Consider the following 24,231-nt stretch of genomic DNA (forward strand, 5'->3'; position numbering starts at 1 on the left):
GGGTGCATCTCGGCCATGTTCGAGCCCCAGAGCACGAAGGCGTCGGCCTGCTCGATGTCGTCGTAGCAGCCCATCGGCTCGTCGATGCCGAAGGTGCGCATGAAGCCGGCAACCGCCGAAGCCATGCAGTGCCGGGCGTTGGGGTCGATGTTGTTGGAGCGGAAGCCGGCCTTGAACAGCTTGGACGCGGCGTAGCCTTCCCAGATCGTCCACTGGCCGGAGCCGAACATGCCGACCGCGCCCGGGCCGTCGGCCTTGAGCGCTTCCTTCCACTTCTGGGCCATGATGTCGAAGGCCTGATCCCAGCTGATCGGCGTGAACTCGCCTTCCTTGTCGTACTTGCCGTTCTTCATGCGCAGGAGCGGCTTGGTCAGCCGGTCGGTGCCGTACATGATCTTGGACAGAAAGTAACCCTTGATGCAGTTGAGGCCGCGATTGACCGGCGAATCCGGGTCGCCCTGCGTAGCCACCACACGCCCGTTCTGGACGCCCACCAGCACCGAACAGCCGGTGCCGCAGAACCGGCATGGCGCCTTGTCCCAGCGTACGGCGGCGCCGGTGTCCTGCGCGGCGGCCACTTGCGGCAGCGAAATGCCGGCGCTGGCCGCGGCCGCGGCGATGGCCTGGGTCTTGATGAAATCGCGTCGGTTGATGCTCATGGCTGAACCTCCTCGCAGGGGGAATGCGTTGCAGGCGTTAGGGTTGAAGGATCGGAATCCGGGAAGGACGACAGGTGCGGGTTGTGTTCGTAAGCCAGTGTGACGGCCAGGACTTCGGGCACGCCATGCACGGCGATCAAGGTCTCTGCGACCGAGGATTGGGGGGTTTCCTCGACGGTGACGATCAGCTTGCCGTCATCGGACATGGCGTGGCATTCGACGCCGGGTAAAGCGGTCAGCGCGGCCTCGGCGGCAACGCGCCGCTCGGGCTGGATGCGCAGGACAAGACTGGCAAGGTTCATGCGGCCTCCGCAGGCAGGGGGATGGGACGCAAGGCGCCGACCGGACACGGCGCGATGCAGGCGCCGCACGCCGTGCAGCGTTCGGCGTCGAATTCGGGTTCGGCAACATTGCCCAGGCGCGGACGAAAGACGATGGCCCCGCGTTCGCACGCCTCGCCGCACACCCGGCACTCGACGCGCTGCTTCGGCAGGCAGGAGGCGACGATGGTCAGCGTATGGCGCCAGGTGGGTTGCCCGTCGTTTCTTAACAGCGCGCCGTCACGACAGGCCGTGACGCAATCGCCGCAGAGGGTGCAGGCAGCACGGGAGAAATCGACGACCGGATAGCCGCCCTCCCCCGCGCGCAGGACGCCGGTCGGGCAGGCGCGCAAGCAATCATCGCAACGCGTGCAGCGTTCGACGAAAGCCCGTTCATCCAGGCTCCACGGCGGGCGTAAAGGTGCATCTCCGGCCCGACGGGCGCCAAAGAAACTTCGGCGCGCAGGATCCATTGGCACTCCCTGATCGAAAAAATTTTTTCCAAATCTACCGATGAGCTTATGGAAAAAATTTGATTTAGGCTAATTAATCGCCCAAGCGCCGGTTTCGACGCGATCGCCCCATCGGCAGCGCGGAACGACAATCATCGGTCAACCATCACGACCGACCGGCGCAAGAGCGCACGCATCAAAGGCCGACACCGAGTGCCGGCCAGCGCTGCCGCCGGAGTCAGCTCTACGTATTTCCCGCCGATTCTGGCGAAAAGTACGGATGCACAAGTCATGCCGGGTTTGCAAGCATCTTGAACACGCCGCAGCTCGGCCATTCCGGTCGCGAGCGCGCCGCAGGAGGCCCTGGCATGTCGTCCGCATCGCACGCCGCCAAACCCAACACGATTCATCATGATCATCGGCGTTCGCCGTCACCGCTGAGCATCCGCAACGTGCGAACACACGATGCGCTGGCGCGGTTTTCCGGAGACGAAGCGCGCTACCGCTATTGGCTGGGTGATTTCATCGCGCATGGCCCGCGCACGGTGCGCAAGATCCGCGCGACCGTCGACATTGGCGAACAGGAAACTGCGGCCCGCCTCGTCCACTCGTTCAAAGGCCGGACCGGCATGCTCGGGATGATCGAGCTGCACGCCCTTGCGCTGGCGCTGGAAATGACCTTGCGCAACGGCGAACCAAGCTTCTACTGGCTGGACGATCTCGAACGCACGGTAACGGCCACCTGCCAGGACCTGACGGTAGCCCTCGCTCATTCTGGAAACTGAACCTCCGACCATGTCGTCACAGCGTCATTCATCCAACGACCGGAGCACCCACTTCTTTGGGGAGAGAAATGGAATCCGCATTCAAGGTTTTTGTCGTCGATGACGACCCGGCGGTACGCAGCATCATCTGCGCCATCCTCGAGCCGGATTACCCCGTCGACGCATTCGAGAGCGCGGAAGCCTGCGCCGCCCAACTGGAAACGACGCATCCCGACCTGATCCTGCTCGACATCAACCTGCCCGGCATGGACGGCTACGCGCTCTGTCGGCAGCTCAAGGGCGCACCGGAAACCCGGGCCATCCGGGTGATGTTCGTCTCGGCGCACGAAGGCAGCGAAGAGCGCATCGCCGGCTACGACGCAGGCGGCGACGACTTCATCGTCAAGCCATTTGAACCCGAGGAATTGTTGCGCAAGGTCAAGCTGGCGCAGCACATGATCCTCAACCAGCGCACCCTGGCCGAGCAGATCGAGGAAGCCGAACACCTCTCCTCGCTGGTCATGGCCAGCATGGACGAGACCGGCATCCTGCTGCAGTTCATGAGCAAGCTGATCGCCATGGAAAGCGCGCAGGAGATTGCTCAGGGCGTGCTTGACCTCCTCCACCGCTACCGCCTCGGCGGCGTCGTGCAGACGCGCCTTGGCGGCGAAACGCTGACCCTGAGCGCCGCCGGAACCAACCTTCCGCTCGAGACCTCGGTCATCGAGCATGTGCGCGATCAGGGCCGGATCTTCGAATTCAGCCGGCGCAGCGTGCATAACTTCGAGCGCGTCACGCTGATGATCAACCAGTTGCCGCTCGACGACCCCGACTACTGCGGCCGTCTGCGCGACCACCTCTCGGTCGCCGCACAGGGCGTCGACTCCCGGCTCAAGGCCTTGCAGGCCGAGGAAAGCAGCCGCCGGGCGCAGGAAGGCATCCGCACCGCGCTGGAGAACGTCGGCAACACGATCATGGAACTGCACATCGCCCACCGCGAAAACGCCGAGGCCAGTTCAGCATTGATCGTGAACTTGCAGGAGACCTTGCTCAATTCGTTCTACAAGCTTGGGCTGACCGACAACCAGGAAAAATTCCTGCAGAACATGGTCGGCGACTTCATGGCCCAGATGGTGGCCCTGCTCGACCGCGGCATCCAGACCCAGGACGCGCTCTCGCGCCTCAGCAACCAACTGGCCGACCTGCGCCAGCATTAAGGCTTCGGAAAACATCACGTGGACCTCACCGGACTGTCTCCTCGCGAAATCGAGCGGCTGGCGCGCAACGTTCATCCCGGCGCCTGGCTGATCGACAGCGAGAAGCCGCTGGCCACCTTGCTCGGCTCCTGCGTCTGCGTCTGCCTGCACGACCCGCAGTTGAAGATCGGCGGCATCAATCATTTCCTGCTGCCGGACATCAGCCGCAGCCGGGACGGCGAAGTCGACGCCCTGCTCTCCGGCAACTTCGCCATGGAAGCCCTGCTCAACGGCCTGCTGACGCGCGGCGCCAAGAAGGCGCGCCTGCAGGCCAAGGCCTTCGGCGGCGGAACCATCATCGAAGTCGGCAACACGCTCAACATCGGCCAGCGCAATGCCTCCTTTGCCAAGGAGTGGCTGTCGCGCGAGAACATTCCCCTGCTTTCCTCCGACCTGCTCGGGCCCTGGTCGCGCAAGATCGTTTTCATTCCCTGCTCGGGTGATGCGTTCTGCAAGCGCCAGGTCACCAGCATGGCCAACGCCGAGGTGATCGCCCGCGAAGAACGCGCCTACGCCGAAACGCTCAAGCGCAAGCCGCCGGCAAGCGAAAAACGGATCGAGTTGTTCTGATGATCGAAGCCGCCTTAAGCGACCAGGAGTTCGCGCTCTTCCAGAGGCTGATCTACAAGATCGCCGGGATCAGCCTGAGCGACGCCAAAAAGGTCCTGCTCGCCGGACGCCTGATGCGTCGCCTCAAGCACCACCAACTGTCGAGCTTTGGCGAGTACTACCAGCTGATCGCTTCGGAGCAGCACCCCGAAGAGCTGCAGACGATGGTCGACCTGCTGACCACCAACGAAACCTATTTCTTCCGCGAGCCCAAGCACTTCGAATTTTTGCGCGACGAACTGCTGCCGCGCCGTGCCGCGGAACAGACCTTCAGGGTCTGGAGCGCCGCCAGCTCGAGCGGCGAGGAGGCGTATTCGATCGCCATGACCCTGGCCGAGACGATCGGCCTCGGGCGCTGGGAAATCGTCGGCTCCGACATCTGCACCCGCGTCCTCGCCAAGGCCACCGCCGGGCACTACGCGCACGAACGAACCGACGGCATTCCGCCGGGTTACATGCGCAAATACTGCCTCAAGGGCGTGCGCGCACAGGCCGGTACCTTTCTCATCGCGCCCGAGTTGCGCCAGCGCGTGCGCTTCTATCAGATCAACCTGATGCACCCCGTCGACGCCGGGATCGGCGACTTCGACGTCGTTTTTCTGCGCAACGTGATGATCTACTTCGACGTGCCGACGAAGGCCAAGGTGGTGCATAACCTCATGCCTCGCCTCAAGCGCGGCGGCCACCTGATCATCGGCCATTCCGAAACCCTGACCGGCATCGTCGACGCCCTGGTCGCCGTCCGTCCGACGATCTACCGCAAGCCATGAACCGCCCGCCAGAACCCGCCAAGACCGGCGACACCACCCCCGCGGCGCACTTTCGCACCGTCGTCCTCGGCCCCGGGGATTTCCACTTCGGCCAAGGCCGGACGCGCATCTCGACCCTGCTCGGCTCCTGCGTCTCGATCACCCTCTGGCACCCGCGCCGGCACATCGGCGGCATGTGCCACTACATGCTCTGCCAACGCCCGCAGACCGAAGGCGGGCAAGCGACGCTCGACGGTCGCTACGCCGCCGAGGCCTTCGAGCTTTTCCTGCGCCACGTCGAACGCGCCGGAACCCGGCCTGCGGAATACGAAGCCAAGCTCTTCGGCGGCGCCAACATGTTCACCTACACCGACGAGACGCCGGGCATCGCGACCGACATCGGACAGAACAACGTCGCCTACGGCCGCGCCCTGCTCGAACAGTACGGCATCGCACTGATCGCCGAACACGTGGGCGGAAACGGCCGGCGCAAGCTGCACTTCGACATCTGGAGCGGCAACGTCTGGCTTGCCTTTCCCGAAGGCGAAGGCGCCGCGGTACGCGCCACGCGGAGTCAGCATCATGGCTGAGTCGATCAAGGTGATGATCGTCGACGACTCGGCCGTCGTCCGGCAGGTGGTGGCCAAGGCGCTCGCCGAGGCGCCGGGGATCGAAGTCGTCGGCGTCGCCAACGACCCGCTTTTCGCCCTCGACCGCATGCGCAACGACTGGCCCGACGTGCTCGTCGTCGACATCGAGATGCCGCGCATGGACGGCATCGCCTTCGTGCGCAAGATCATGGCCGAACGCCCGACGCCGGTGATCATTTGCTCCTCGCTCGCCGAACCGGGCAGCCAGGCCTCGATCGATGCCCTCGCCGCCGGCGCAGTGGCGGTCATCACCAAACCGAAACTCGGCCTCAAAGGCTTTCTCGAAGACTCGGCGCAGGAGTTCGTGCAGACCATCCGAAGCGCCGCCAAGGCCCGCCCGCGCCGGAGTATCGCGGCGCCGCTCCCGAGCGCCAGCGAAACCGTCCCTCCTTTGCTCGAGCGGACCACCGAACAAGTCATCGCCATCGGCGCCTCGACGGGCGGCACCCTGGCGCTCGAAACAGTGCTCACCCGCCTGCCGGCGCATTGCCATGGCATCCTCATCGTGCAGCACATGCCGGCGACCTTCACCGCAATGTTCGCCGACCGCCTCGACTCCTTGTGTCAGATCCGCGTCCGTGAAGCGCGCGACGGCGACCGCGTCCTCCCCGGGCACGCCCTGATCGCACCCGGCGGAAAACACATGACGCTCAAGCGCAACGGCGCGCAGTACGTGGTCGAAATCAGCGACGGCCCGCTGATCAACCGGCACAAGCCCTCGGTCGACGCACTGTTCCGTTCGGTCGCCCGAGTCGCCGGCGCCAACGCGCTCGGCATCCTGATGACCGGCATGGGCGACGACGGCGCGCGCGGCCTGCGCGAGATGCTCCAGGCGGGCGCCCGCACCGCCGCGCAGGACGAAGCCTCTTGCGTGGTCTTCGGCATGCCGCGCGAAGCCATCCGCCTCGGCGCCGCCCAGATTACCCTCGGCCTCGAGCAGATTCCCTCGCTCATCGTCGGCTACAGCGGCAACCCCGCAGGACTCCCCCTGCCCTTTGCCGTCCCGTCGGGAGGGCTCGCACCATGACTGATGTCGCCAACATCCTGCAACGCATCGCCGCCGACGCGCAAAACGGCGAAATCGTCTTCCCGACGCACGCCCAGATCGCCTTGCGCGTCCAGCGCCTGCTCGACGACCCGGACTGTTCGACCGACGCCCTGACCCGGCTGATCGGCGCCGAGCCCATCCTCGCCACCCGCCTGCTCACCCTCGCCAACTCGACGATCTACAACCCGGCCGGGCGACGGATCGACGACATCAAGATCGCGCTGGCCCGGATCGGATTCGCCGGCGCCCGGGCCATCGCCGCCGTCGTCGTCATCAAGCAGATGCAGGGCATGTCGCCCTTGGGCGCACACCGCAAACTCGCAGCCCAGCTCTGGGAACACACCGCTCACGTCGCGGCGCTGGCACGAGTGCTGGCGCGCCGCGTCACCCGCCAGAATCCAGACGCCGCCTTTCTGGCCGGCATCGTCCACGAAATCGGCAACTTCTACCTGATCGCCCGCGCCGGCGAATATCCCGGACTGCTGGAACGCGACCTCGAAATCCTGCACGGCGAAGGCGAAGCCGCCATCGGCCGCGCCGTCCTGACCGCGCTTGACGTCCCCGAAGACATCCGCCAGGCCCTCGAGACACTGTGGTCCGGCTACCTGGCGATGCCGCCCCGCAGCCTGGGCGACACCCTGCTGCTGGCCGACCAGATCGCCCCGCTCGAATCACCGCTCGACGCCCTCACCGGCATGAGCCGCAAGGGCATGCGCGCCGAAATCGAACTGCTCGTCAATCAGGAAACCCTCAGTGCCATCCTGGCCGAATCCAGCGAAGAAGTCCGCGCAATGAGCTCCGTCCTCGACGGCTGAGCCGCCGGACGCTGCGTCCGTCTTCCCCCGCACGCCGTTCCTCTCGACTCCCTCCACCGAACGGCGTGTTTTCCGCCCTCCACTCCCCGGAGGGCTTCTTTTTGCCTGCATTCATTCCGCCTGCATCCGCTTTGCATCGACGAAATATGAAAAATGGCTTAACCCGGCCCAAAAACTCCGTAAAAACCGCTGAAATAAAATAACGCATTGCGGTTTACACGGATGCACAAAGGGTTATTCGTCTGCGACTATGCTGACCGTGTAACTGGTTTTCCTCTAGTACCTCCGCCCACACCAGACCAAACGCCAAGCGACTGGCAGGCTCGGTGTGTTTCCCCCCCTCGGGACGCCTCTCCGGCGACCTTTTGAGGGGGGTTATTTTTTTCAGATCGTGTAATCCTCGCTCATCGCTGCGTCGTGGCGCAGCGCGTCGTTGATCTTGGCCTCGGTCAAACGCGGGATCAGCTGTTCGATCAAGGCATGAGCGTAACGCCGGAGATAAACGCCGCGCCGCAGAGCCAGGCGCGTCGTATTCGGGACGAAAAGCGACGACACGTTCAGCACACTCAGGCTGTCGTCAGCTTCCGGATCGAAGGCCATGGCGGCCACGATCCCGATCCCCAGGCCGATCTTCACGTAAGTCTTGATCACGTCGGCATCGATGGCCGACAGTACCACGTCCGGAACAAGCCCCGCTTCGGCGAAACGACGATCAATGTTGGTCCGGCCGGTGAAGCCCTCGTGGTAGGTCACGATCGGATATTCGGCCAGGTCGGCCAGACTGACATTCTCCTTCTGCGCCAACGGATGGCCGTTCGGCACGATCACGTCGTGATGCCAGGTGTAAAAGGGGAAGGTCACGATTTCCGTGCTGTTTTCCAGCCATTCGGTCGCAATTGCGATATCGGCCTCGCCCGTCGTCAGCAATTCGCCGATTTCGCGCGGACTGCCCTGATGCAACACCAGATGCACTTTCGGGTAATTCGCCTTGAAACGCTTGATCGCTTCAGGCAGCACATATCGCGCCTGCGTATGCGTGGTGGCGATGACCAGATTACCGCTGTCTTTGTTCGAGAATTGATCGGCAATGCTGCGCGCATTTTGCGTATCGAGCAGAATGCGCTCGACGACGGCCAGCAGTTCCTTGCCTGGGTCCGTCAAACCCAGCAGGCGCTTGCCGCGGCGCACGAAAATCTCGACCCCCAGTTCGTCCTCGAGATCCTTGATGTGTTTGGAGACACCGGGTTGGGATGTAAAAAGTGTCCCGGCCACCGTGGTCAGGTTGAAATCCTGGCGCACGGCTTCGCGAATGATCCGGAGTTGTTGAAAATTCATGGTCCGACCCCGTGCTGCAAACCGGCGCCATTGAACGCACTGTGGTGGCTGCTCCCGCCGTCCGCAGCGGCATGAATCGATTCGGACGGGAACGCGGCCATGCGGCTGGGCGCCACGCAGGACCACGCGGCAGCCAAGGCGATGCCGTAGACGATGCCCGTCAGCAGTGCGCGTATTTTCATGAAGCGACTCCGGTCGAGGGATGACAACAATCGATGACAACCAAAGTTTATGGAATAAACGCGGCGCGCGAACGAACAAATAGTTATTTAGATATGCTTCCCGACTTCCGCATCCGGGCCGCAACGCGGGCGTTCAACCGGAGCGCGTGACCTTGTAGCCTTGCGCCTTCAGATAGTCGATCGTGCGCACCAATTTGCAGTCCCGTCTGGCACCAGGCTTTGGGGCGCCCGCGGCGGGAACGTCACTTAACTCCAAACCGTGCCGATGCAGCCAGGCGCGGATGATCTCCAGGCTCCGCTGCCCGACCCCTGGGGCGCGCGCCACGGTTCGATAAGGCAGCGCGGCGATTTCTTCCGGCTGGATTTCCGGCTTATTGAGCAGGCTGCGCAGGGCATTGTTTTGCCGCGTGGGAAGTTGGTCCAAACACGTCGGACACGATTTTTCCCCTTTGGCCATTGGACAATCGGTCATCAGGACGGACACCTTAAGAACGTTGATCGTGCGCCAAGAAATTCGCCGCGGCGAACAGTTCGTTCAAAAGCATAGGCCGCGCCCAATCGGTGCCCAACGAACTTATCTGAATAAGCTTATTGGCATTTCAGACCATTCACTGAACCCCGCGCCACCATCGAAATCGCGCATAAGCTTTGCGACATTAATTATTTGTCAATCCAGGCGGGGGACCAAGATACTCGGTCGCATGCTCAGGCGCCGACCCGACGACGTCGGCGCGAGAAACCTCATCGAGACCGCCCCCATGACCGCACTCACACGCCTAAGAACAACCTTAATCCGGACGCTGCTCCAGGCGATTCCGACCGTCGTCGGCATCGTCATCCTGATTTTTTTCCTGCTCCAGCTCGTCCCCGGCGATGCCGCCGATGTTCTGGCGGGCGAATCCGGCGGGATCTCCGAAGAAGGACTCGCCCAGTTCCGCACCCGCTTCGGCCTCGACCAGCCGGTACTGGTCCAGTTGCTGGCTTACCTGAACAATCTGGCGCACTTCAGCCTCGGCCATTCCCCGCGCTACAACGTCCCGGTCATCGAGCTCATCCTATCGCGCCTGCCGGGAACGCTGCTCCTGATGCTCATCGCGCAACTCGTCGCCATCAGCGCCGGTATCGTCCTCGGCGCCATCATGGCCACCTGGGCCGGGCGCTGGCCCGACCGCCTGCTCTCGCTCGCCGCCCTGTTGCTCTACTCGACGCCCGGTTTCTGGATCGGACTGATGGCCCTCGTCGTCTTTTCGGTCTGGCTCGGCTGGCTGCCGAGCGGCGGCAACGGCACCCTCGGCGCAGACCTGCACGGTTTTGCCTACATCAAGGATTTCGCCGCCCACGCGGTGCTGCCCATCGTCGCCCTCGCCGGATTTTTCGTGGCCATCTACGCCCGCCTCGTGCGCGCCTCGATGCTCGAAATCTCGCGCCAGGACTTTGTCCGCACGGCCCACGCCAAAGGCCTGAGCCCTTTCGTCGTCACGGTCCGCCACATCCTGCGCTGTGCGCTGGTGCCACTGACGACCGTCGCCGGCATGCACTTCGGCACCCTGCTCGGCGGCGCTGCCGTCGTCGAAACGGTCTTCAGCTGGCCCGGCCTCGGACGCCTGGCGCTCGAAGCCGTGATGGCACGCGATTTTTCCGTACTGCTCGGCATCCTCCTGCTCTCTTCCCTCCTCGTCATCCTCGCCAACATGCTCGTCGACCTGCTGCATGCTTGGCTGGACCCACGCATCAAGGCCCACTGACATGACCCCCTCGCTGCTTACCTTCGCCCAGGCACCGGCCAGCCCCCCATTCGGCGCGCTGACACCGCACGTCCGCCACTTCCTGCGCAATCCTGCCGGGGTGGCCGGACTCACCCTGCTCCTTCTGATGATCCTGATGGCCATATTCGCCGCGTTGCTTTTCCCCGGCGATCCGCTCGACATGGTCGCCCAACCCTTGCTGCGCCCCGGCCAGGACCCTCAGTTTCCTTTGGGTACCGACGCCCTCGGGCGCAATCTCCTCGCCGGGCTGGTGCACGGCGCCCGCATCTCGCTGCTCACCGGTTTTTCGGCGGTCGGCATCAGCCTGCTCATCGGCACCCTGGTCGGCACGACCGCCGGTTATTTCGGCGGCCGGATCGATGCCTGCCTGCTCCGCCTGACCGAGCTCTTCCAGACGATCCCGACTTTCCTTCTCGTCATTGTGCTCGTCGCCATCGGCCGGCCTTCGGTGGCCTTGATCGCGCTCTCGATCGGCCTCGCTTCGTGGCCGACGATCGCCCGTCTGGTGCGCGCCGAATTCCGTTCGCTGCGCGAATCCGACTTCGTGCTGGCGGCGCGCAGCCTCGGCTATTCCGATGCACGCATCATTTTCCACGAAATCCTGCCCAACGCCCTGCCTCCGCTCATCGTCACCACGTCGGTGATGGTGGCGACGGCGATCCTGATCGAGTCGGCACTCGCCTTCCTCGGTCTTGGCGACCCCAATCGCGTCAGCTGGGGCAGCCTGATCGGCGCCGGACGCGAAATGCTGCGCACCGCCTGGTACCTGACCGCCTTCCCCGGCGCAATGATCGTCGCGACAGTCCTGTCGCTGAATCTGGTCGGCGACGCACTGAACGATGCCCTCAACCCACGCCTGCGAGGCCTGTCATGACACCGCTGCTCGAAATCAAGAAGCTGAACATCGCCTTTCCCGGTCACCACGCCGTGCGTGACCTGAACCTGACGCTCCAAGCCAAGGAAACGCTGGCGCTCGTCGGCGAGTCGGGCTGCGGAAAATCGGCGACGGCGCTTGCGTTGATGCGCCTGCTGCCGCCGACGGCGCAGGTCGAGGGCGAACTCCGCTTCGGCGGGCAGGACCTGCTGGCGCTCTCGCCGCGCGAAATGCGCGCCTTGCGCGGTAACGCGATCTCGATGATCTTCCAGGAACCGATGACCTCGCTCAACCCAGTGCTGTCGCTCGGACAGCAATTGATCGAGGTGCTGCGCGTTCACGAGTCACTGACGGCAAAAGCCGCGCGCCAGCGCGCGATCGAATTGCTCGACCTCGTCAGGATTCCCGAACCCGCGCGTCGAATCGACGATTTCGCGCACCAGTTGTCGGGTGGGCAGCGTCAGCGCGTGATGATCGCCATGGCCGTCGCCTGCCGCCCGCGTCTCCTGATCGCCGACGAACCGACGACGGCCCTCGACGTCACCATCCAGGCGCAAATCCTCGAGCTGCTCGACCGTCTTCGCCACGAGTTCTCGATGAGCCTGCTGCTCATCACGCACGACTTGGGCCTCGTCGGGCAATGGGCCGATCGCGTTGCGGTAATGCACGGCGGCAAAAAACTTGAGGAAGCGCCCACGCAGCGCCTCTTCGAGCATCCACACCACCCCTACTCGCGCGGCCTGCTCGGCACGTCGCTGCACCTCGAGCGTGACCTGCACTACCGCAGCGCCCGCTTGCCCGAAATCCGGCATGAACCCGATGCCAGCGGCGAAAGCGTATTCCGCTTCACCGACGCCCAGCCGCAGCGCATCCCGGTCCCGCCGCCGGCCCCGGCCTCGAACTCGGCTCCGCTCCTGTCGTTGCGCGACGTGCGCACGCATTACCCGACGCCGCAAGGAATGATCGCCGCCGTCGACGGCGTTTCGTTCGACATCCGGCGGGGCCAGACGGTCGGTCTGGTGGGCGAATCGGGCTGCGGCAAATCGACCTTATCGAAGACCATCCTGCGTTTGCTCGAACCGAGCGACGGAACGATCCGGCTCGACGGCCAGGACATCACGCACCTCAAGGAACGCGAACTGCGGCCATTGCGGCGCAACGTGCAGATGATCTTTCAAGATCCGTTCGGCTCGCTCAACCCCCGCCACTCGATCGAAACGATCCTCGACAGCGTGCTGCGCGTACATGGCGTCTGGCACCCCACCGAACGCCGTGCCCGCATCCTGCAAACGCTCGAACACGTTGGCCTGCCGCGGCAGGCGCTGGGTCGCTATCCGCATGAATTTTCCGGCGGCCAGCGGCAACGCATCGGCATCGCCCGCGCGCTGATCCTCCGGCCCTCACTGGTGATCTGCGACGAGCCCGTATCGGCGCTCGACGTTTCGATCCAGGCGCAGATTCTCAACCTGCTCGTGGACTTGAAGCGGGAGTTCGGCCTCGCCTACCTCTTCATTTCCCACGACCTGTCGGTCGTTCGCTACATCGCCGACGAAGTCTTCGTCATGCACGGCGGAAAGTTCGTCGAGCACGGCGATCACCAGCGCATCTGGGAGTCTCCACAGCACCCTTACACCCAGGCGCTGATCGATGCGGTTCCGGCCCGCCGCACGCCGACGCTCGCCGCGGCCTGAATTTCGTTCGCGTCTCAACCGCCACGGTCGCACGTGCCATGCCTGGCGCATGCGGCCGTCTTTCGTCGACTTCAAGCACCACCAGATGCATTCGCCCGCCTTCAGGAACGTAGTAAGCATATTGGAAATACTTCGTTCCCATGCGTCTGTCACGTCGATAACGTAGGGCCATGCGTGTCGGATCAAGCGAAGCGCCAGCCTCCGCCGTGACACCTGCGATGACTCGCACTACGACCGCCGCCCGAAAACCACCCTCATCAATGAAAGGCAAGCATGCGCATTCGTGAAACCCTCCGTCGCGCAATCACGCGAACCGCCGTGATCGCCGCGCTCGTCGCTCCGTCCGCCGGACTTTTAGCCGCGCCCCAGCACGGCGGCAACCTCAACTGGATCGTGAGCCCCGAGCCGGCGTCGATCGTTCCGCTCACCACCACCGCCGGCGGCAATTGCGAGATCGGCCCGAAGATCGTCGAAGGCCTGCTCACCTACGACCCGAAGCTCAACCCGAAACCGCTACTGGCCACGGCCTGGTCGGTCAGCAAAGACGGCCTGCAGTACCGCTTCGAGCTGCGCAAAGGCGTCAAGTGGCACGACGGAAAAGCCTTCACCTCGGCCGACGTGGCCTTCTCGATCCAGACGCTCAAGCAATACCATCCGCGCGGTCGCGGCACCTTCGCCAACGTGACGGCCGTGAAAACCCCGGACGCGCACACCGCCATTCTCGTCCTCTCGAAGCCGGCGCCCTACCTGCTGACGGCACTCGCGGCGACCGAATCGCCGATCGTGCCCAAGCACCTGTACGAAGGCACCGACATCCTGACCAACCCGCACAACAGCGCCCCGGTCGGCACCGGCCCCTTTGTGTACAAAGGCTGGGTGCGCGGCAGCCACATCGCGCTGGAGCGCAATCCTGAGTATTGGGACCGCCCCAAGCCCTATCTCGACAAGGTCACGGTGCGCTTCATTCCCGACGCCGCCGCCCGCGCACTGGCGCTCGAATCGGGCAGCGCCGACCTCGGCGGGCAGGCAATCCCGCTCTCCGATGTCGAACGCTTCAAGGCCTCGCCCAAATTCGCGGTCGACACCGAGAGCGAACCCTACCTGGGCAGCCAGCAGCAGCTCTACTTCAACCTCGATTCGCCCGCCCTCGCGAAAATCGAAGTTCGCCGCGCCCTGGCCGGCGCGCTCGATCTGAACGCGTTCAACAAGCTTGTCTGGTTCGGCTACGGTCAGATTGCCGCCTCGCCGATCGGTCCGTTGATCGCCAAGTATCACGACGCCAACATCAAGCCCTACCCCTACGACCTGAAGAAAGCAGAAGCCGCCCTCGACGCCGCCGGCTACACGCGGGGCGCGGACGGCACACGCTTCAAGCTGCGTTTGCTCTGGAATCCCTTCCAGGAAAAACGCGCGGCGGAATTCGTCCGCCAGTCGCTGGCCCGGATCGGCGTGGATGCGGTGATCGAGAGTTACGACTTCGCCACCTACGTGACCCGGGTGTACACCGACCGCGCCTTCGACATCACCCTCGAGGCTCTGGCCAACATGTTCGATCCCACAGTGGGCGTACAGCGCGTCTATTGGTCGAAGAATTTCAAGATCGGACTGCCATTCTCCAACCCGGCGCACTATGCCAATCCGGAAGTAGACCGTTTGCTCGAAGCCGCCGCCATCGAAAACGACGAAGGCAAACGGCGTCAGCTCTTCCTCGATTTCCAACGCTTGGTGAACCAGGATCTGGTCTCCGTCGAATTCGGCACCAGCCCGCGCGTCGTCGTCCGGACCAAAGCGCTGAAGAACTACGCCCCCGGCGGAGAAGGCCTGCGCGGCAATTTCGCGGACGCTTACCTGCAACCTTGAGCGCGACGGGGCGACACAGCAACGCGGCCCCGGGTCGCCCCTTCCTGCCTCTTTCCTTCCATCGCCCGACCTACTGCGCCGGGCCCACCGACACCGCAGACTGCTCATGGACTTCTCCGACTTCTTCTCCCCCCATTACGCCGCCGCCCGCACCCGTTTCCTCGAACATGCAACCGCAGCCGGCGCCCACCTCGCGCATTACGCCCACCCTGAGCAATCGGGTCCCAACGGCGAAGCGCTCGGCATCGACGTGGCCCACCTCGGCAACCGCAACGGCGCGCGGCAACTCGTCGTCATCAGCGGTACGCACGGGCTGGAAGCCTACGCCGGCTCGGCGGCACAGATCGCCTGGCTGAAACTCTTCCGACCGCAAGCGCTCGCGCACGACGTCGGCGTCCTCCTGATCCACGGCCTCAACCCCTACGGTTTTGCCCATTTCACGCGAACAACCGAGAACAACGTCGACCTCAACCGCAATTTCATCGACCACGCGGCTCCGCCCGAGAATCCCGACTATTCCCGCCTGCACCCACACCTGATCGCCACCGACTGGAGCTTCGAGACCCAGCACGCCCTGACGGACGCCGAGGCCGGATTCCGCGCCGAATACGGTGCCGACGCGCTGTTCAACGCCCGGGTCAAAGGGCAGTACGCGCACCCCGACGGACCGTATTTCGGCGGCCATCAGCGCGAATGGTCTAACCTCACCCTTGAACGGATCGTCGACGAACATCTCGCGTCCGCCGCGCGCGTCGGGCTCATCGATTGGCATACCGGCCTCGGCGACTATGCCCAGCCCTTCTTCTTATGCTTCAGCCCCGAAGACAGCGAACACTGGACGCTGGCCAAGCAATGGTGGGGAGCGGAACGGATCGAGAACGCCCGCCCGCACGGCCTTGCGCGCCCGGCTTACGTCGGTCTGGTCTTTCAAGGCCTGCAGCAGTTTCTGGGCACGCGTCCGCTGGTCGGGGCCGTGGTCGAGTTCGGCACCCGCGGTACGGCCATGAACCACGCCCAGGCACTGGATCAATGGCTGCGCAAACAGGATGCCGCGTTTCGCCGCACGGACCGACACCAGCAATTGCTCGCCGACTTGCGCGACGCTTACGTCCCCGTCGCGCAGACGTGGCGCAACGCCGTCATCCACCAGGGCGTTGCGATCACCGACCAAGCGCTGGCCGGGTTGACGCACTGGCCAGCGTAAACAACCCGTTTCGCTCCTCCTCGGACGCCTCCGCGCGGCCTACGTAGTTTCCGCAGTTCGTCGCGGATTTTGCGGATGCACATCGCGCGGCAGATCGACCAAGATCAATCGAAACACGGAAATGCTGGAAAAACGGCGCACGGGATGCGCCGGGGGCCGGCAAAAATCGCGCCCAAATCGACCGCCGACAGGCCGCGCCAGGCCTGCCCGCACCGCCGTTGATTCAGCTCCGCCCAAGACGAGGGGCCTAAGCGTGGGGCACGCCTGCTCGTCGGCCACCGTCCTTACCGGAGAAGGCACCATGAGCACGATCATGCTGGTCGATGATTCCGCCACCATTCTGCTCAGCATTTCGAGCATCCTGACCAAGGCGGGCTACGCGGTCGAGAAGGCGCCCAACGCCGAAGACGCGCTGAAGAAATTCCAGTCCGGCATCAAGATCGACCTCCTGATCACCGACCTCAACATGCCCGGCATGAACGGCATCGAGCTGATCAAGCAGGTGCGCCAGATCCCCGCCTACAAGTTCGTCCCCATCCTGTTCCTGACCACCGAGTCGCAGCAGGAAAGAAAACAGGAAGCCAAGGCGGCCGGCGCTTCGGGCTGGATCGTCAAACCGGCGACGGCCGACGAATTGTTGAGCACGATCAAGCTCGTCATCCGCTGAATCCGCCCTCACCCGCCCCGACGGACGCGACATGATCCCGCACGATCTCGTCAAACGACAGGTCCTGGTCACCCTGGTCGTGGCGATCGGCAGCGCTTTCTGCGTTTATTACTTCAACCGCCCCTTCCACCAATACTTCGCGCTCCCAGAACTCGCCGATGCCTTGGGCACGGCATTTCTCGTCATCACCGCCTTCCTGGCCCAGCACATCGTCTCACTCCTCTTCTACCGCGACACCACGCTCGGCCAACAGACAGCACTGGGTCAGGAATTGGCGCGACGCGCCGACGCCGGACGCCGGCAGAAGGCGGTCAGCGAGGAACTGCTGCGTCTCGACACGCTGACCGGCGTGATGCGTGCGCAGTTGCAGAACACCGTCGAGCTGACCGAAACCTCGGCGCTCGACATCGTCACCCGCCTGCACGAGATCGATGCGGTGGTGGACGAACTCGACCGCCTGATCACCAGCCGCAACGCCGAAACCGAACAACAGCTGCTCGATACCGACGCCGTCCTCGTCCGCAACCGGCAACTGCTCGAACGCATGGATAGCTACATCGACCAGCGCCGCGAGGAAGCGAACAACGACCGCCTGCGCATCCAGAGCGTCACCGACGAAGCGCGCGCCCTCGGCGACCTTGTCGCGCTGGTGCATCGCATCGCCGCCCAGACCAACCTGCTGGCCCTCAACGCCGCCATTGAGGCCGCCCGCGCCGGCGAATCGGGGCGTGGCTTCGCGGTCGTCGCCGACGAAGTGCGCAAGCTGTCGGTGGAAACAGGCGGCGCGGTCGAGAAAATCAGCGGCGGCATCCACAAGCTCGCCGAGCACATCGCCAGCCGTTTCCGCAACGAGGAACTCGAATCGAGCCTCGCGCTGGAGCAGGAGATGCTGCGTGAATTTTCCGCCCAGCTCTCGGAGCTGACCTCCGATTACGGCGGGCTTGTGCGCCGCGAAGCCGAGGTTTTCGCGGAGGTCGGCCAGAGCAGCAAGCGCCTGACGTCGATGTTCCTCGACGCCCAGGCCAGCATCCAGTTTCAGGACGTCACCCGACAGCAGATCGAGCTCGTCGCCGAGGCCACGCGGAAGCTCGACGCCCTGGCCGCCGATTTCGCCCGCCGCCTCACCCCGGAGTGTGACGGCGCCCCGCCCAAGATCGACATCGACAGCTGCCTGGCGCAGTTGCAGAAAGCCTATGTCATGGCCACGCAGCGCAAAGCCCATGCCGAGGCCACGCAGCATGGCAATGCCCCCGCGGCCGTTGCTCCCGGCAGCGGCACGCGCCGCAACGTCGAGCTCTTTTAGGAGGCCGCATGACGCCCCGCAAATCGCTCGCCCTCGAAGCCCCTCTGACGATCTACCACGCCTTCGAACAGAAGCGCCTGTTGCTCGATGCGCTCGCCGAATGCGAGGAGCTCGAGCTCGACCTGGCCCAGGTCGGCGAGATCGACAGCGCCGGCCTGCAACTGCTGCTGCTGCTCAAGCGCGAGGCGCAACGCGGCGACAAGCGCGTCGCCCTGATCCGGCACAGCCAGGCCGTGCGCGCGACCATCGAATTCTGCAACCTGGCCGCCGAGCTCGGCGACCCGCTCGTCATTCCCGCGGCCGAAGCCGGCTGAACCCCGGAGCGACAAAACATGGACGAGATCGTCAGCGTTTTCATCCAGGAATGCCGCGAGCAGCTGGCCGAAATGGAAGCCGGGCTGCTGCGCCTCGAACAGGTCCCCGACGACCACGACAACATCAATGCCATTTTCCGTGCCGCGCACACCATCAAGGGCGGCTCCGGCGTCATCGAATGCCGCTACATCGAGCAGTTCACCCATCTCGTCGAGAACGTCCTCGACCAGCTGCGCAACGGCAGCCTGCCCGTCACCCCGCGCCTGACCACGCTGCTGCTCGAATGCTGCGACCACATGAACGCCCTGGTCGACGTGCTGGCCGCCAACGACGCGGCCCCCGATGCGTCCCTGGCCGAGCGCGGCGAAGCCCTGCACGCCCGCCTCGCCGAGGGGTTGGCCGCAGAAGCACCGTCCGCGAAAGTCGCAGTCCATGTCGATCCGGTCGAGGTGGAAAGCGAAGTCGCGGTGGTCAACACCGACAGCTGGCACCTCTCGATCCGCTTCGGGCGCAACGTCATGCGCGGCGGCACCGATCCCCTTTCCTTCGTCCGCTATCTGGGCGAAATCGGCGAGATCATCGGCCTCGAAACGGTTGCCGACGCTCTGCCCCCGGCCCTCGAGATGGACCCGGAAGCCTGCTACCTCGGCTTCGAAGTCCGCCTGCAGACGAAAGCCAGCAAGACCGATCTTGAGCGCGTCTTCTCCTTTGTTCAGGACGAGTGCGAACTGCGCATCCTGCCGCCGGAAAGCTGCGTCGCCGACTACCTGCGCTTGATCGGCGAGCTGCCCGAAGACGACATGCGCCTGGGCGAGATGCTGGTCCGGGTCGGCGCGCTGACCCAGAACGAAATCGAGCGCGGCCTGCGCGAACAGCAGGCGCAGCACCTCCAGGACTCGAACGCGCCTGCCGAGACGGACGCGCCGCCCCCCTTGGGCCGAATCCTGGTCGACGACAAGGTGGTGCACCCGGCGGTGGTCGAAGCCGCCGCCACACGCCAGGGGCAGATCGTCGACAAGAAGGCGCGCGATGCGCAGTCGATCCGCGTCCAGGCCGACAAACTCGACCAGCTGATCGACCTCGTCGGCGAACTCGTCATCGCCGGCGCCTCGGCCAACCTTCTGGCGCAGAAAAGTCGGCAGGGCGAACTCGTCGAAGCCACCTCGATCCTTTCGCGCCTCGTCGAGAACATCCGCGACGCCGCGCTGCAACTGCGCATGGTGCAGATCGGCGAGACCTTCAACCGCTTCCATCGGGTGGTGCGCGACGTCTCCAAGGAACTGGGCAAGGACATCGAACTTGTGATCAACGGCGGCGAAACCGAACTCGACAAGACCGTGGTCGAGAAAATCGGCGATCCGCTGATGCACCTCGTGCGCAACTCGCTCGACCACGGCATCGAAGCGGCCGAATTGCGGCGCGAGCGCGGCAAACCCGCGACCGGCCGCGTCTCGCTCAACGCGTTCCATGATTCGGGCAACATCGTCATCGAGATCGCCGACGACGGCGGCGGCCTCGACCGCGAACGCATCCGCACCAAGGCCATCGAGCGCGAGCTGATCGCCCCCGATGCCACGCTCAGCGACGGCGAGATCATCAACCTGATCTTCGAGCCCGGCTTCTCCACTGCCGACAAGGTCTCCAAGCTCTCCGGCCGCGGCGTCGGCATGGACGTCGTCCGGCGCAACATCCAGTCGCTGCGCGGCAGCGTCGAAGTCGCCTCCAGCGAGGGACGGGGCTCGACCTTCACCATCCGGCTGCCGCTTACCCTGGCGATCATCGACGGCTTCCTGGTCGGCATCGACAACGACGCCTACGTCATTCCGCTCGATGCGATCGTCGAATGCATCGAACATCGGGCGCTGGGTGCCCAGCGCAACTACCTCAATCTGCGCGGCGAAGCCCTGCCTTTCATCCGCCTGCGCGACCTGTTCGAGATCGAAACGCCGGCGCCCGCGCGCGAAAGCATCGTCGTTGTCCAGTTCGGCGGCCAGCGCGCCGGCATCGTCGTCGACCAGCTGATGGGCGAGTTCCAGACCGTCATCAAACCGCTTGGACGCATGTTCGCCAACCTGCGCCTGATCGGCGGCTCGACCATCCTGGGCAGCGGCGAAGTCGCGCTGATCCTCGACGTCGCCGCCCTGGTCGGTTTCGTCACCCGCGGCGAGGAAGATCGCCTGAGCCTCGTCCGCGCCACCCCACCTGCAGCCCAGTTGCCCAACTAAGTGTCCGTCGCAAGGAGGACTTCATGTTCAAGAACCTCAAAATCGGTGCCCGACTCGCCTTCGGATTCGGCATCACCCTCATCCTTCTGACGGCGATCTCGACCGTGAGCTACGTGCGCATCAACACGCTCAATCAGGAGATCGAGCTGATGGTCTTCGACCGCTTCCCCAAGACGGTCCAGGCCAACAACATCATCGACGCGCTCAACGTCATTGCCCGCCAATTGCGCAACGCCTACATCTACAGTGGCGAGGAACGGGCAAAGTCCATCGAACAGATCGAACCGCAGCGCAAGATCATCACCGACGAGATTGCCAAGCTGGAAAAGTCGATCACCACCGAAAAAGGCCGGGAACTGCTCAAACGCATCACCAATGCACGACGCGATTACGTCGCAGCACAGGACCGGTTCATCGAAATCCTGCGCTCGGATAAAAAGCCCGATGTCCTCCGCAACGAGATCGTCGCGCACATGCAAGGCGCCCTGCGCAAAGCCCAGACCGAATACCTGGAGAGCGTGAATGCCTTGATCGACTTCCAGTCCGAACTCATGGACGCTTCCGGCAAGCTGGCCAACGAAAACGCCGAATCGGCAAAAACCATGATCCTCGGCCTGGCCATCAGCGCTTTGCTCATTTCCATCGCCTTCGCCTGGTGGATCACACGCAGCATCACCCGCCCGCTCGGCGAAGCCGTGAATGCCGCCAGCCGGATCGCCGAAGGCGACCTGAGCGTTCGCCTCGACGCAACGAGCAAGGATGAAGTCGGGCTGCTGATGAACGCGATGCAGAACATGATCGCCAAGCTCACCCAGATCATCGGCGAAGTGCGGACCGCCGCCGACAACCTCTCCAACGCCGCCGGACAGGTGTCCGCCACGGCCCAGTCACTCTCCCAGTCGTCGTCGGAGCAGGCCGCCAGCGTCGAGGAGACGACCGCGTCGATGGAAGAAATGACCGCCTCGATCTCCCAGAACACCGAGAATGCCCGCGTCACCGACGGCATGGCCACCAAGGCCGCCAACGAGGCGGCCGAGGGCGGCCAGGCCGTCACCCGCACGGTCGAAGACATGAAATCGATCGCCGGCAAGATCGGCATCATCGACGACATCGCCTACCAGACCAATCTGCTGGCACTCAACGCAGCCATCGAAGCCGCCCGCGCCGGCGATCACGGCAAGGGTTTCGCCGTTGTCGCCGCCGAAGTGAGAAAGCTCGCCGAGCGCTCGCAGATCGCCGCGCAGGAAATCGGCGACCTCGCGTCGTCCTCGGTCAAGCAGGCCGAGCGCGCCGGCAACCTGCTCACCGAGATGGTGCCCTCGATCCGCAAGACCTCCGACCTGGTGCAGGAAATCGCCGCCGCCAGCCAGGAACAAAGCGCCGGCGTCGCCCAGATCAACGGCGCGATGGGGCAGCTCAACCAGGCCACGCAGCAGAACGCCTCGGCCTCGGAAGAGCTGGCCGCGACAGCCGAGGAACTTGGCTCCCAGGCCGAACAGCTGCAACACACGATGACCTTCTTCCGCCTCGACGCCAACAGCGCGCAACGCAGTTTCGTCGCACCGGGCACCGCCGCGGAGCCCGTGGCCCGCAACGCCTTCGCCCCGCCGCGCGCCGCCAAGGGCGCTGGCCCGCGCAGCACGCCCCTGCCGGTCAGCGAAGGCGATTTCGAACGCTACTAGAGACGAGGACAGCCCATGGGACTCCCCGCGCAGCCCGCCACGGGCCTGGAGCTCGCCGGAATTTCCGGCCCCGACAGCCCCTCCCAATACCTGACCTTCTCGCTCGCCGGCGAGATGTTCGCCGTCGGCATCCTCAACGTGAAGGAAATCATCGAGTGCGGCCACCTCACCGCCATTCCGATGATGCCGACCTTCATCCGCGGGGTGATCAACCTGCGCGGCAGCGTCGTCCCGGTGATCGACCTCGCCGCCCGCTTCGGCGCCAGCAAGACCGAAATCCTGCGCCGCACCTGCATCATCATCGTCGAGGTCAGCGACGCCGAGACGCGTCACGACATCGGCATCATGGTCGATGCCGTCTCCGAGGTGCTCGACATCCCGCCCGCCGAGATCGAACCGCCGCCCGCCTTCGGCACCAACATCCGCACCGACTTCATCTTCGGCATGGGCAAGGTCGCGGGCAAATTCGTCATCCTGCTCAACATCGACAAGGTGCTCTCGGTCGACGAAATCGCGCTGCTTACGGGGCCGCTCGTCGGCGCCGCCGAAACTGCGCTGCCCGAGCGCTGACCCTTACGCCAACACGCCGCCGCGCCATGAACCTCGGAACCGCCGAAATCCCGCCGCCCCGCCCCCCCGCGGTGCCGACACCGGTCGACGCAACGGCGCATGAAGCGGTCACGCCGCCCAAACGCCGGCGCGCCACCGACCATGAAACCCTCCTCATCGTCGACGACCAGCCGGAGAACCTGAGTGCGCTCGGAGGACTGCTGCAAGGCGCGGGCTATCACGTCAAGGTGGCCAACAACGGCCACGTGGCGCTGCACCTCGCCCGCCAGCTGCCGCGTCCGGGCCTGATCCTGCTCGACGTGGTGATGCCCGAGATGAGTGGGCACGAGGTCCTCGCGCAGCTGCGCGAGGAGCCGTCAACGCGGGACATCCCGGTCATCTTCCTCACCGCGCAGGACAGCGACGCGGACGAAGAGCGTGCCTTCGACGCCGGCATCGCCGATTACATCGTCAAGCCGCTCAAGCCGGCGGTCGTGCTGGCGCGGGTGCGCAGCCAGCTGCTGGTGCGCCGCGCCCGGCACCTGCTGCAGGACCAGAACGCGGCGCTGGAAAGCGAAGTCGCCCGAAGGATGCGCGAGAACGAGCTGATCCAGGCGGTCAGCATCCGCGCCCTGGCGCACCTCGCCGAAACGCGCGACAACGAAACCGGAAACCACATCCAGCGCACGCAGGGCTACGTCCGCCTGCTCGCCACCCGGCTGGCCACCCATCCGCGCTTTTCCGACACCCTGACCGCACCGTACATCGACATGCTCGCCCGCTCGGCGCCGCTGCACGACATCGGCAAGGTCGGCATCCCCGACCGCATCCTGCTCAAGCCCGGCAAGCTCACACCCGAGGAGTGGTCGGTCATGAAGACCCACACCGTCCTCGGCAGCGAAGCCATCGCACTCGCCGAACGCGACCTGCACACCTCGGTCGGCTTCCTGAGCCAAGCCAAGGAAATCGCGCGCTGGCACCACGAACGCTGGGACGGCTCCGGCTATCCGGACGGCCTGGCCGGCGACGACATCCCGCTCTCGGCCCGGCTGATGGCGCTGGCCGACGTCTTCGACGCACTGATCTCCCGCCGGGTCTACAAGGCACCGATCCCGTTCGACACCGTGCGCGAAATGATCGCCGAGGAACGCGGCCACCATTTCGACCCGGACATCGCCGAGGTTTTCGTCGCCGGACACCATGATTTCGAAGCCATCGCCCTTTATTTCGGGATCGAGAACTGACGCCTTCGCCCC

General features: G+C 64.6%; 25 protein-coding genes. 19 read left to right on the forward strand and 6 right to left on the reverse strand.

The annotated features are described in order from the left end of the window. From QMB55_RS00720 to napF, 3 genes are all read right to left on the reverse strand, one after another. Positions 1 to 659, reverse strand: a 659-nt coding sequence (locus QMB55_RS00720) for a molybdopterin-dependent oxidoreductase (RefSeq protein WP_497586740.1), incomplete at its 3' end; no start/stop codon positions are given. Further along, positions 656 to 961, reverse strand: coding sequence for a chaperone NapD (locus QMB55_RS00725; RefSeq protein ID WP_497586741.1), 306 nt, complete (start codon positions 959 to 961; stop codon positions 656 to 658). The genes QMB55_RS00725 and QMB55_RS00720, both read right to left, overlap by 4 nt. Continuing rightward, positions 958 to 1,452, reverse strand: coding sequence for a ferredoxin-type protein NapF (gene napF, locus QMB55_RS00730; protein WP_497586742.1), 495 nt, complete (start codon positions 1,450 to 1,452; stop codon positions 958 to 960). Before napF ends, QMB55_RS00725 begins: the two co-directional genes overlap by 4 nt. A 347-nt stretch (positions 1,453 to 1,799) precedes the next feature. Between napF and QMB55_RS00735 the strand changes: the two genes are divergently transcribed. From QMB55_RS00735 to QMB55_RS00765, 7 genes are all read left to right on the forward strand, one after another. After that, the gene (locus QMB55_RS00735) at positions 1,800 to 2,216 is read left to right on the forward strand and encodes an Hpt domain-containing protein (protein WP_497586743.1); all 417 of its coding nucleotides are present in this window, start codon (positions 1,800 to 1,802) and stop codon (positions 2,214 to 2,216) included. 68 nt (positions 2,217 to 2,284) lie between these two features. After that, positions 2,285 to 3,412, forward strand: coding sequence for a response regulator (locus tag QMB55_RS00740; protein ID WP_497586744.1), 1,128 nt, complete (start codon positions 2,285 to 2,287; stop codon positions 3,410 to 3,412). 18 nt (positions 3,413 to 3,430) lie between these two features. Beyond that, positions 3,431 to 4,021 (forward strand): chemotaxis protein CheD, encoded by a 591-nt coding sequence (locus tag QMB55_RS00745; RefSeq protein WP_497586745.1) that lies wholly within the window; start codon positions 3,431 to 3,433, stop codon positions 4,019 to 4,021. Then, on the forward strand, positions 4,021 to 4,830 hold the full coding sequence (locus tag QMB55_RS00750; protein WP_497586746.1) for a CheR family methyltransferase: 810 nt from the start codon (positions 4,021 to 4,023) through the stop codon (positions 4,828 to 4,830). Before QMB55_RS00745 ends, QMB55_RS00750 begins: the two co-directional genes overlap by 1 nt. Beyond that, a complete protein-coding gene (locus tag QMB55_RS00755) occupies positions 4,827 to 5,399 on the forward strand; it encodes a chemotaxis protein CheD (protein ID WP_497586747.1) in 573 nt (190 codons plus the stop codon). Before QMB55_RS00750 ends, QMB55_RS00755 begins: the two co-directional genes overlap by 4 nt. After that, complete coding sequence (locus QMB55_RS00760) at positions 5,392 to 6,486, forward strand: protein-glutamate methylesterase/protein-glutamine glutaminase (RefSeq protein WP_497586748.1); 1,095 nt, start codon at positions 5,392 to 5,394, stop codon at positions 6,484 to 6,486. The genes QMB55_RS00755 and QMB55_RS00760 overlap by 8 nt, the downstream gene beginning before the upstream one ends. Then, positions 6,483 to 7,322, forward strand: coding sequence for an HDOD domain-containing protein (locus QMB55_RS00765; protein WP_497586749.1), 840 nt, complete (start codon positions 6,483 to 6,485; stop codon positions 7,320 to 7,322). The genes QMB55_RS00760 and QMB55_RS00765 overlap by 4 nt, the downstream gene beginning before the upstream one ends. A gap of 384 nt (positions 7,323 to 7,706) precedes the next feature. Here the strand turns inward: QMB55_RS00765 and QMB55_RS00770 are convergent, their stop codons facing one another. The 3 genes from QMB55_RS00770 to QMB55_RS00780 all read right to left on the reverse strand — a co-directional run bounded on the left by QMB55_RS00770 (position 7,707) and on the right by QMB55_RS00780 (position 9,311). Then, positions 7,707 to 8,657, reverse strand: a complete 951-nt coding sequence (locus QMB55_RS00770) for a CysB family HTH-type transcriptional regulator (RefSeq protein ID WP_497586943.1) — start codon at positions 8,655 to 8,657, stop codon at positions 7,707 to 7,709. Continuing rightward, positions 8,654 to 8,839, reverse strand: coding sequence for a hypothetical protein (locus tag QMB55_RS00775; RefSeq protein WP_497586950.1), 186 nt, complete (start codon positions 8,837 to 8,839; stop codon positions 8,654 to 8,656). Before QMB55_RS00775 ends, QMB55_RS00770 begins: the two co-directional genes overlap by 4 nt. Before the next feature lie 133 nt (positions 8,840 to 8,972). Next, positions 8,973 to 9,311 (reverse strand): hypothetical protein, encoded by a 339-nt coding sequence (locus QMB55_RS00780; RefSeq protein ID WP_497586750.1) that lies wholly within the window; start codon positions 9,309 to 9,311, stop codon positions 8,973 to 8,975. Positions 9,312 to 9,597: 286 nt separating this feature from the next. Here QMB55_RS00780 and QMB55_RS00785 point away from each other — a divergent pair, with 286 nt between their 5' ends. The 12 genes from QMB55_RS00785 (at position 9,598) to QMB55_RS00840 (ending at position 24,219) form a co-directional block, all read left to right on the forward strand. After that, positions 9,598 to 10,584, forward strand: a complete 987-nt coding sequence (locus tag QMB55_RS00785; protein WP_497586751.1) for an ABC transporter permease — start codon at positions 9,598 to 9,600, stop codon at positions 10,582 to 10,584. Position 10,585: 1 nt separating this feature from the next. Beyond that, positions 10,586 to 11,479 carry an ABC transporter permease gene (locus QMB55_RS00790; protein WP_497586752.1) on the forward strand — a complete coding sequence of 298 codons (894 nt, stop codon included), beginning with the start codon at positions 10,586 to 10,588 and terminating at the stop codon, positions 11,477 to 11,479. Next, the gene (locus QMB55_RS00795; RefSeq protein ID WP_497586753.1) at positions 11,476 to 13,170 is read left to right on the forward strand and encodes an ABC transporter ATP-binding protein; all 1,695 of its coding nucleotides are present in this window, start codon (positions 11,476 to 11,478) and stop codon (positions 13,168 to 13,170) included. Before QMB55_RS00790 ends, QMB55_RS00795 begins: the two co-directional genes overlap by 4 nt. Before the next feature lie 273 nt (positions 13,171 to 13,443). Then, a complete protein-coding gene (locus QMB55_RS00800) occupies positions 13,444 to 15,030 on the forward strand; it encodes an ABC transporter substrate-binding protein (RefSeq protein ID WP_497586754.1) in 1,587 nt (528 codons plus the stop codon). A 106-nt stretch (positions 15,031 to 15,136) separates the two neighbouring features. Further along, entirely contained in the window at positions 15,137 to 16,234 is a 1,098-nt protein-coding gene (locus QMB55_RS00805; protein ID WP_497586755.1) for a M14 family metallopeptidase, read from the forward strand. Between the two features lie 301 nt (positions 16,235 to 16,535). Beyond that, complete coding sequence (locus tag QMB55_RS00810) at positions 16,536 to 16,901, forward strand: response regulator (RefSeq protein ID WP_497586756.1); 366 nt, start codon at positions 16,536 to 16,538, stop codon at positions 16,899 to 16,901. Between the two features lie 31 nt (positions 16,902 to 16,932). Further along, positions 16,933 to 18,204, forward strand: a complete 1,272-nt coding sequence (locus tag QMB55_RS00815; RefSeq protein WP_497586757.1) for a methyl-accepting chemotaxis protein — start codon at positions 16,933 to 16,935, stop codon at positions 18,202 to 18,204. An 8-nt stretch (positions 18,205 to 18,212) separates the two neighbouring features. Next, on the forward strand, positions 18,213 to 18,518 hold the full coding sequence (locus tag QMB55_RS00820; protein WP_497586758.1) for an STAS domain-containing protein: 306 nt from the start codon (positions 18,213 to 18,215) through the stop codon (positions 18,516 to 18,518). Positions 18,519 to 18,536: 18 nt separating this feature from the next. Continuing rightward, entirely contained in the window at positions 18,537 to 20,744 is a 2,208-nt protein-coding gene (locus QMB55_RS00825; RefSeq protein ID WP_497586759.1) for a chemotaxis protein CheA, read from the forward strand. A 23-nt stretch (positions 20,745 to 20,767) separates the two neighbouring features. After that, positions 20,768 to 22,426 carry a methyl-accepting chemotaxis protein gene (locus QMB55_RS00830; RefSeq protein WP_497586760.1) on the forward strand — a complete coding sequence of 553 codons (1,659 nt, stop codon included), beginning with the start codon at positions 20,768 to 20,770 and terminating at the stop codon, positions 22,424 to 22,426. Positions 22,427 to 22,441: 15 nt separating this feature from the next. Next, on the forward strand, positions 22,442 to 22,996 hold the full coding sequence (locus tag QMB55_RS00835; RefSeq protein WP_497586761.1) for a chemotaxis protein CheW: 555 nt from the start codon (positions 22,442 to 22,444) through the stop codon (positions 22,994 to 22,996). Between the two features lie 26 nt (positions 22,997 to 23,022). Continuing rightward, positions 23,023 to 24,219 (forward strand): HD domain-containing phosphohydrolase, encoded by a 1,197-nt coding sequence (locus QMB55_RS00840; protein WP_497586762.1) that lies wholly within the window; start codon positions 23,023 to 23,025, stop codon positions 24,217 to 24,219. Positions 24,220 to 24,231: the final 12 nt, after the last annotated feature.

The sequence above is a fragment of the Propionivibrio sp. genome (genome assembly GCF_041441355.1).
In the GTDB taxonomy this organism is placed as follows: domain Bacteria; phylum Pseudomonadota; class Gammaproteobacteria; order Burkholderiales; family Rhodocyclaceae; genus Propionivibrio.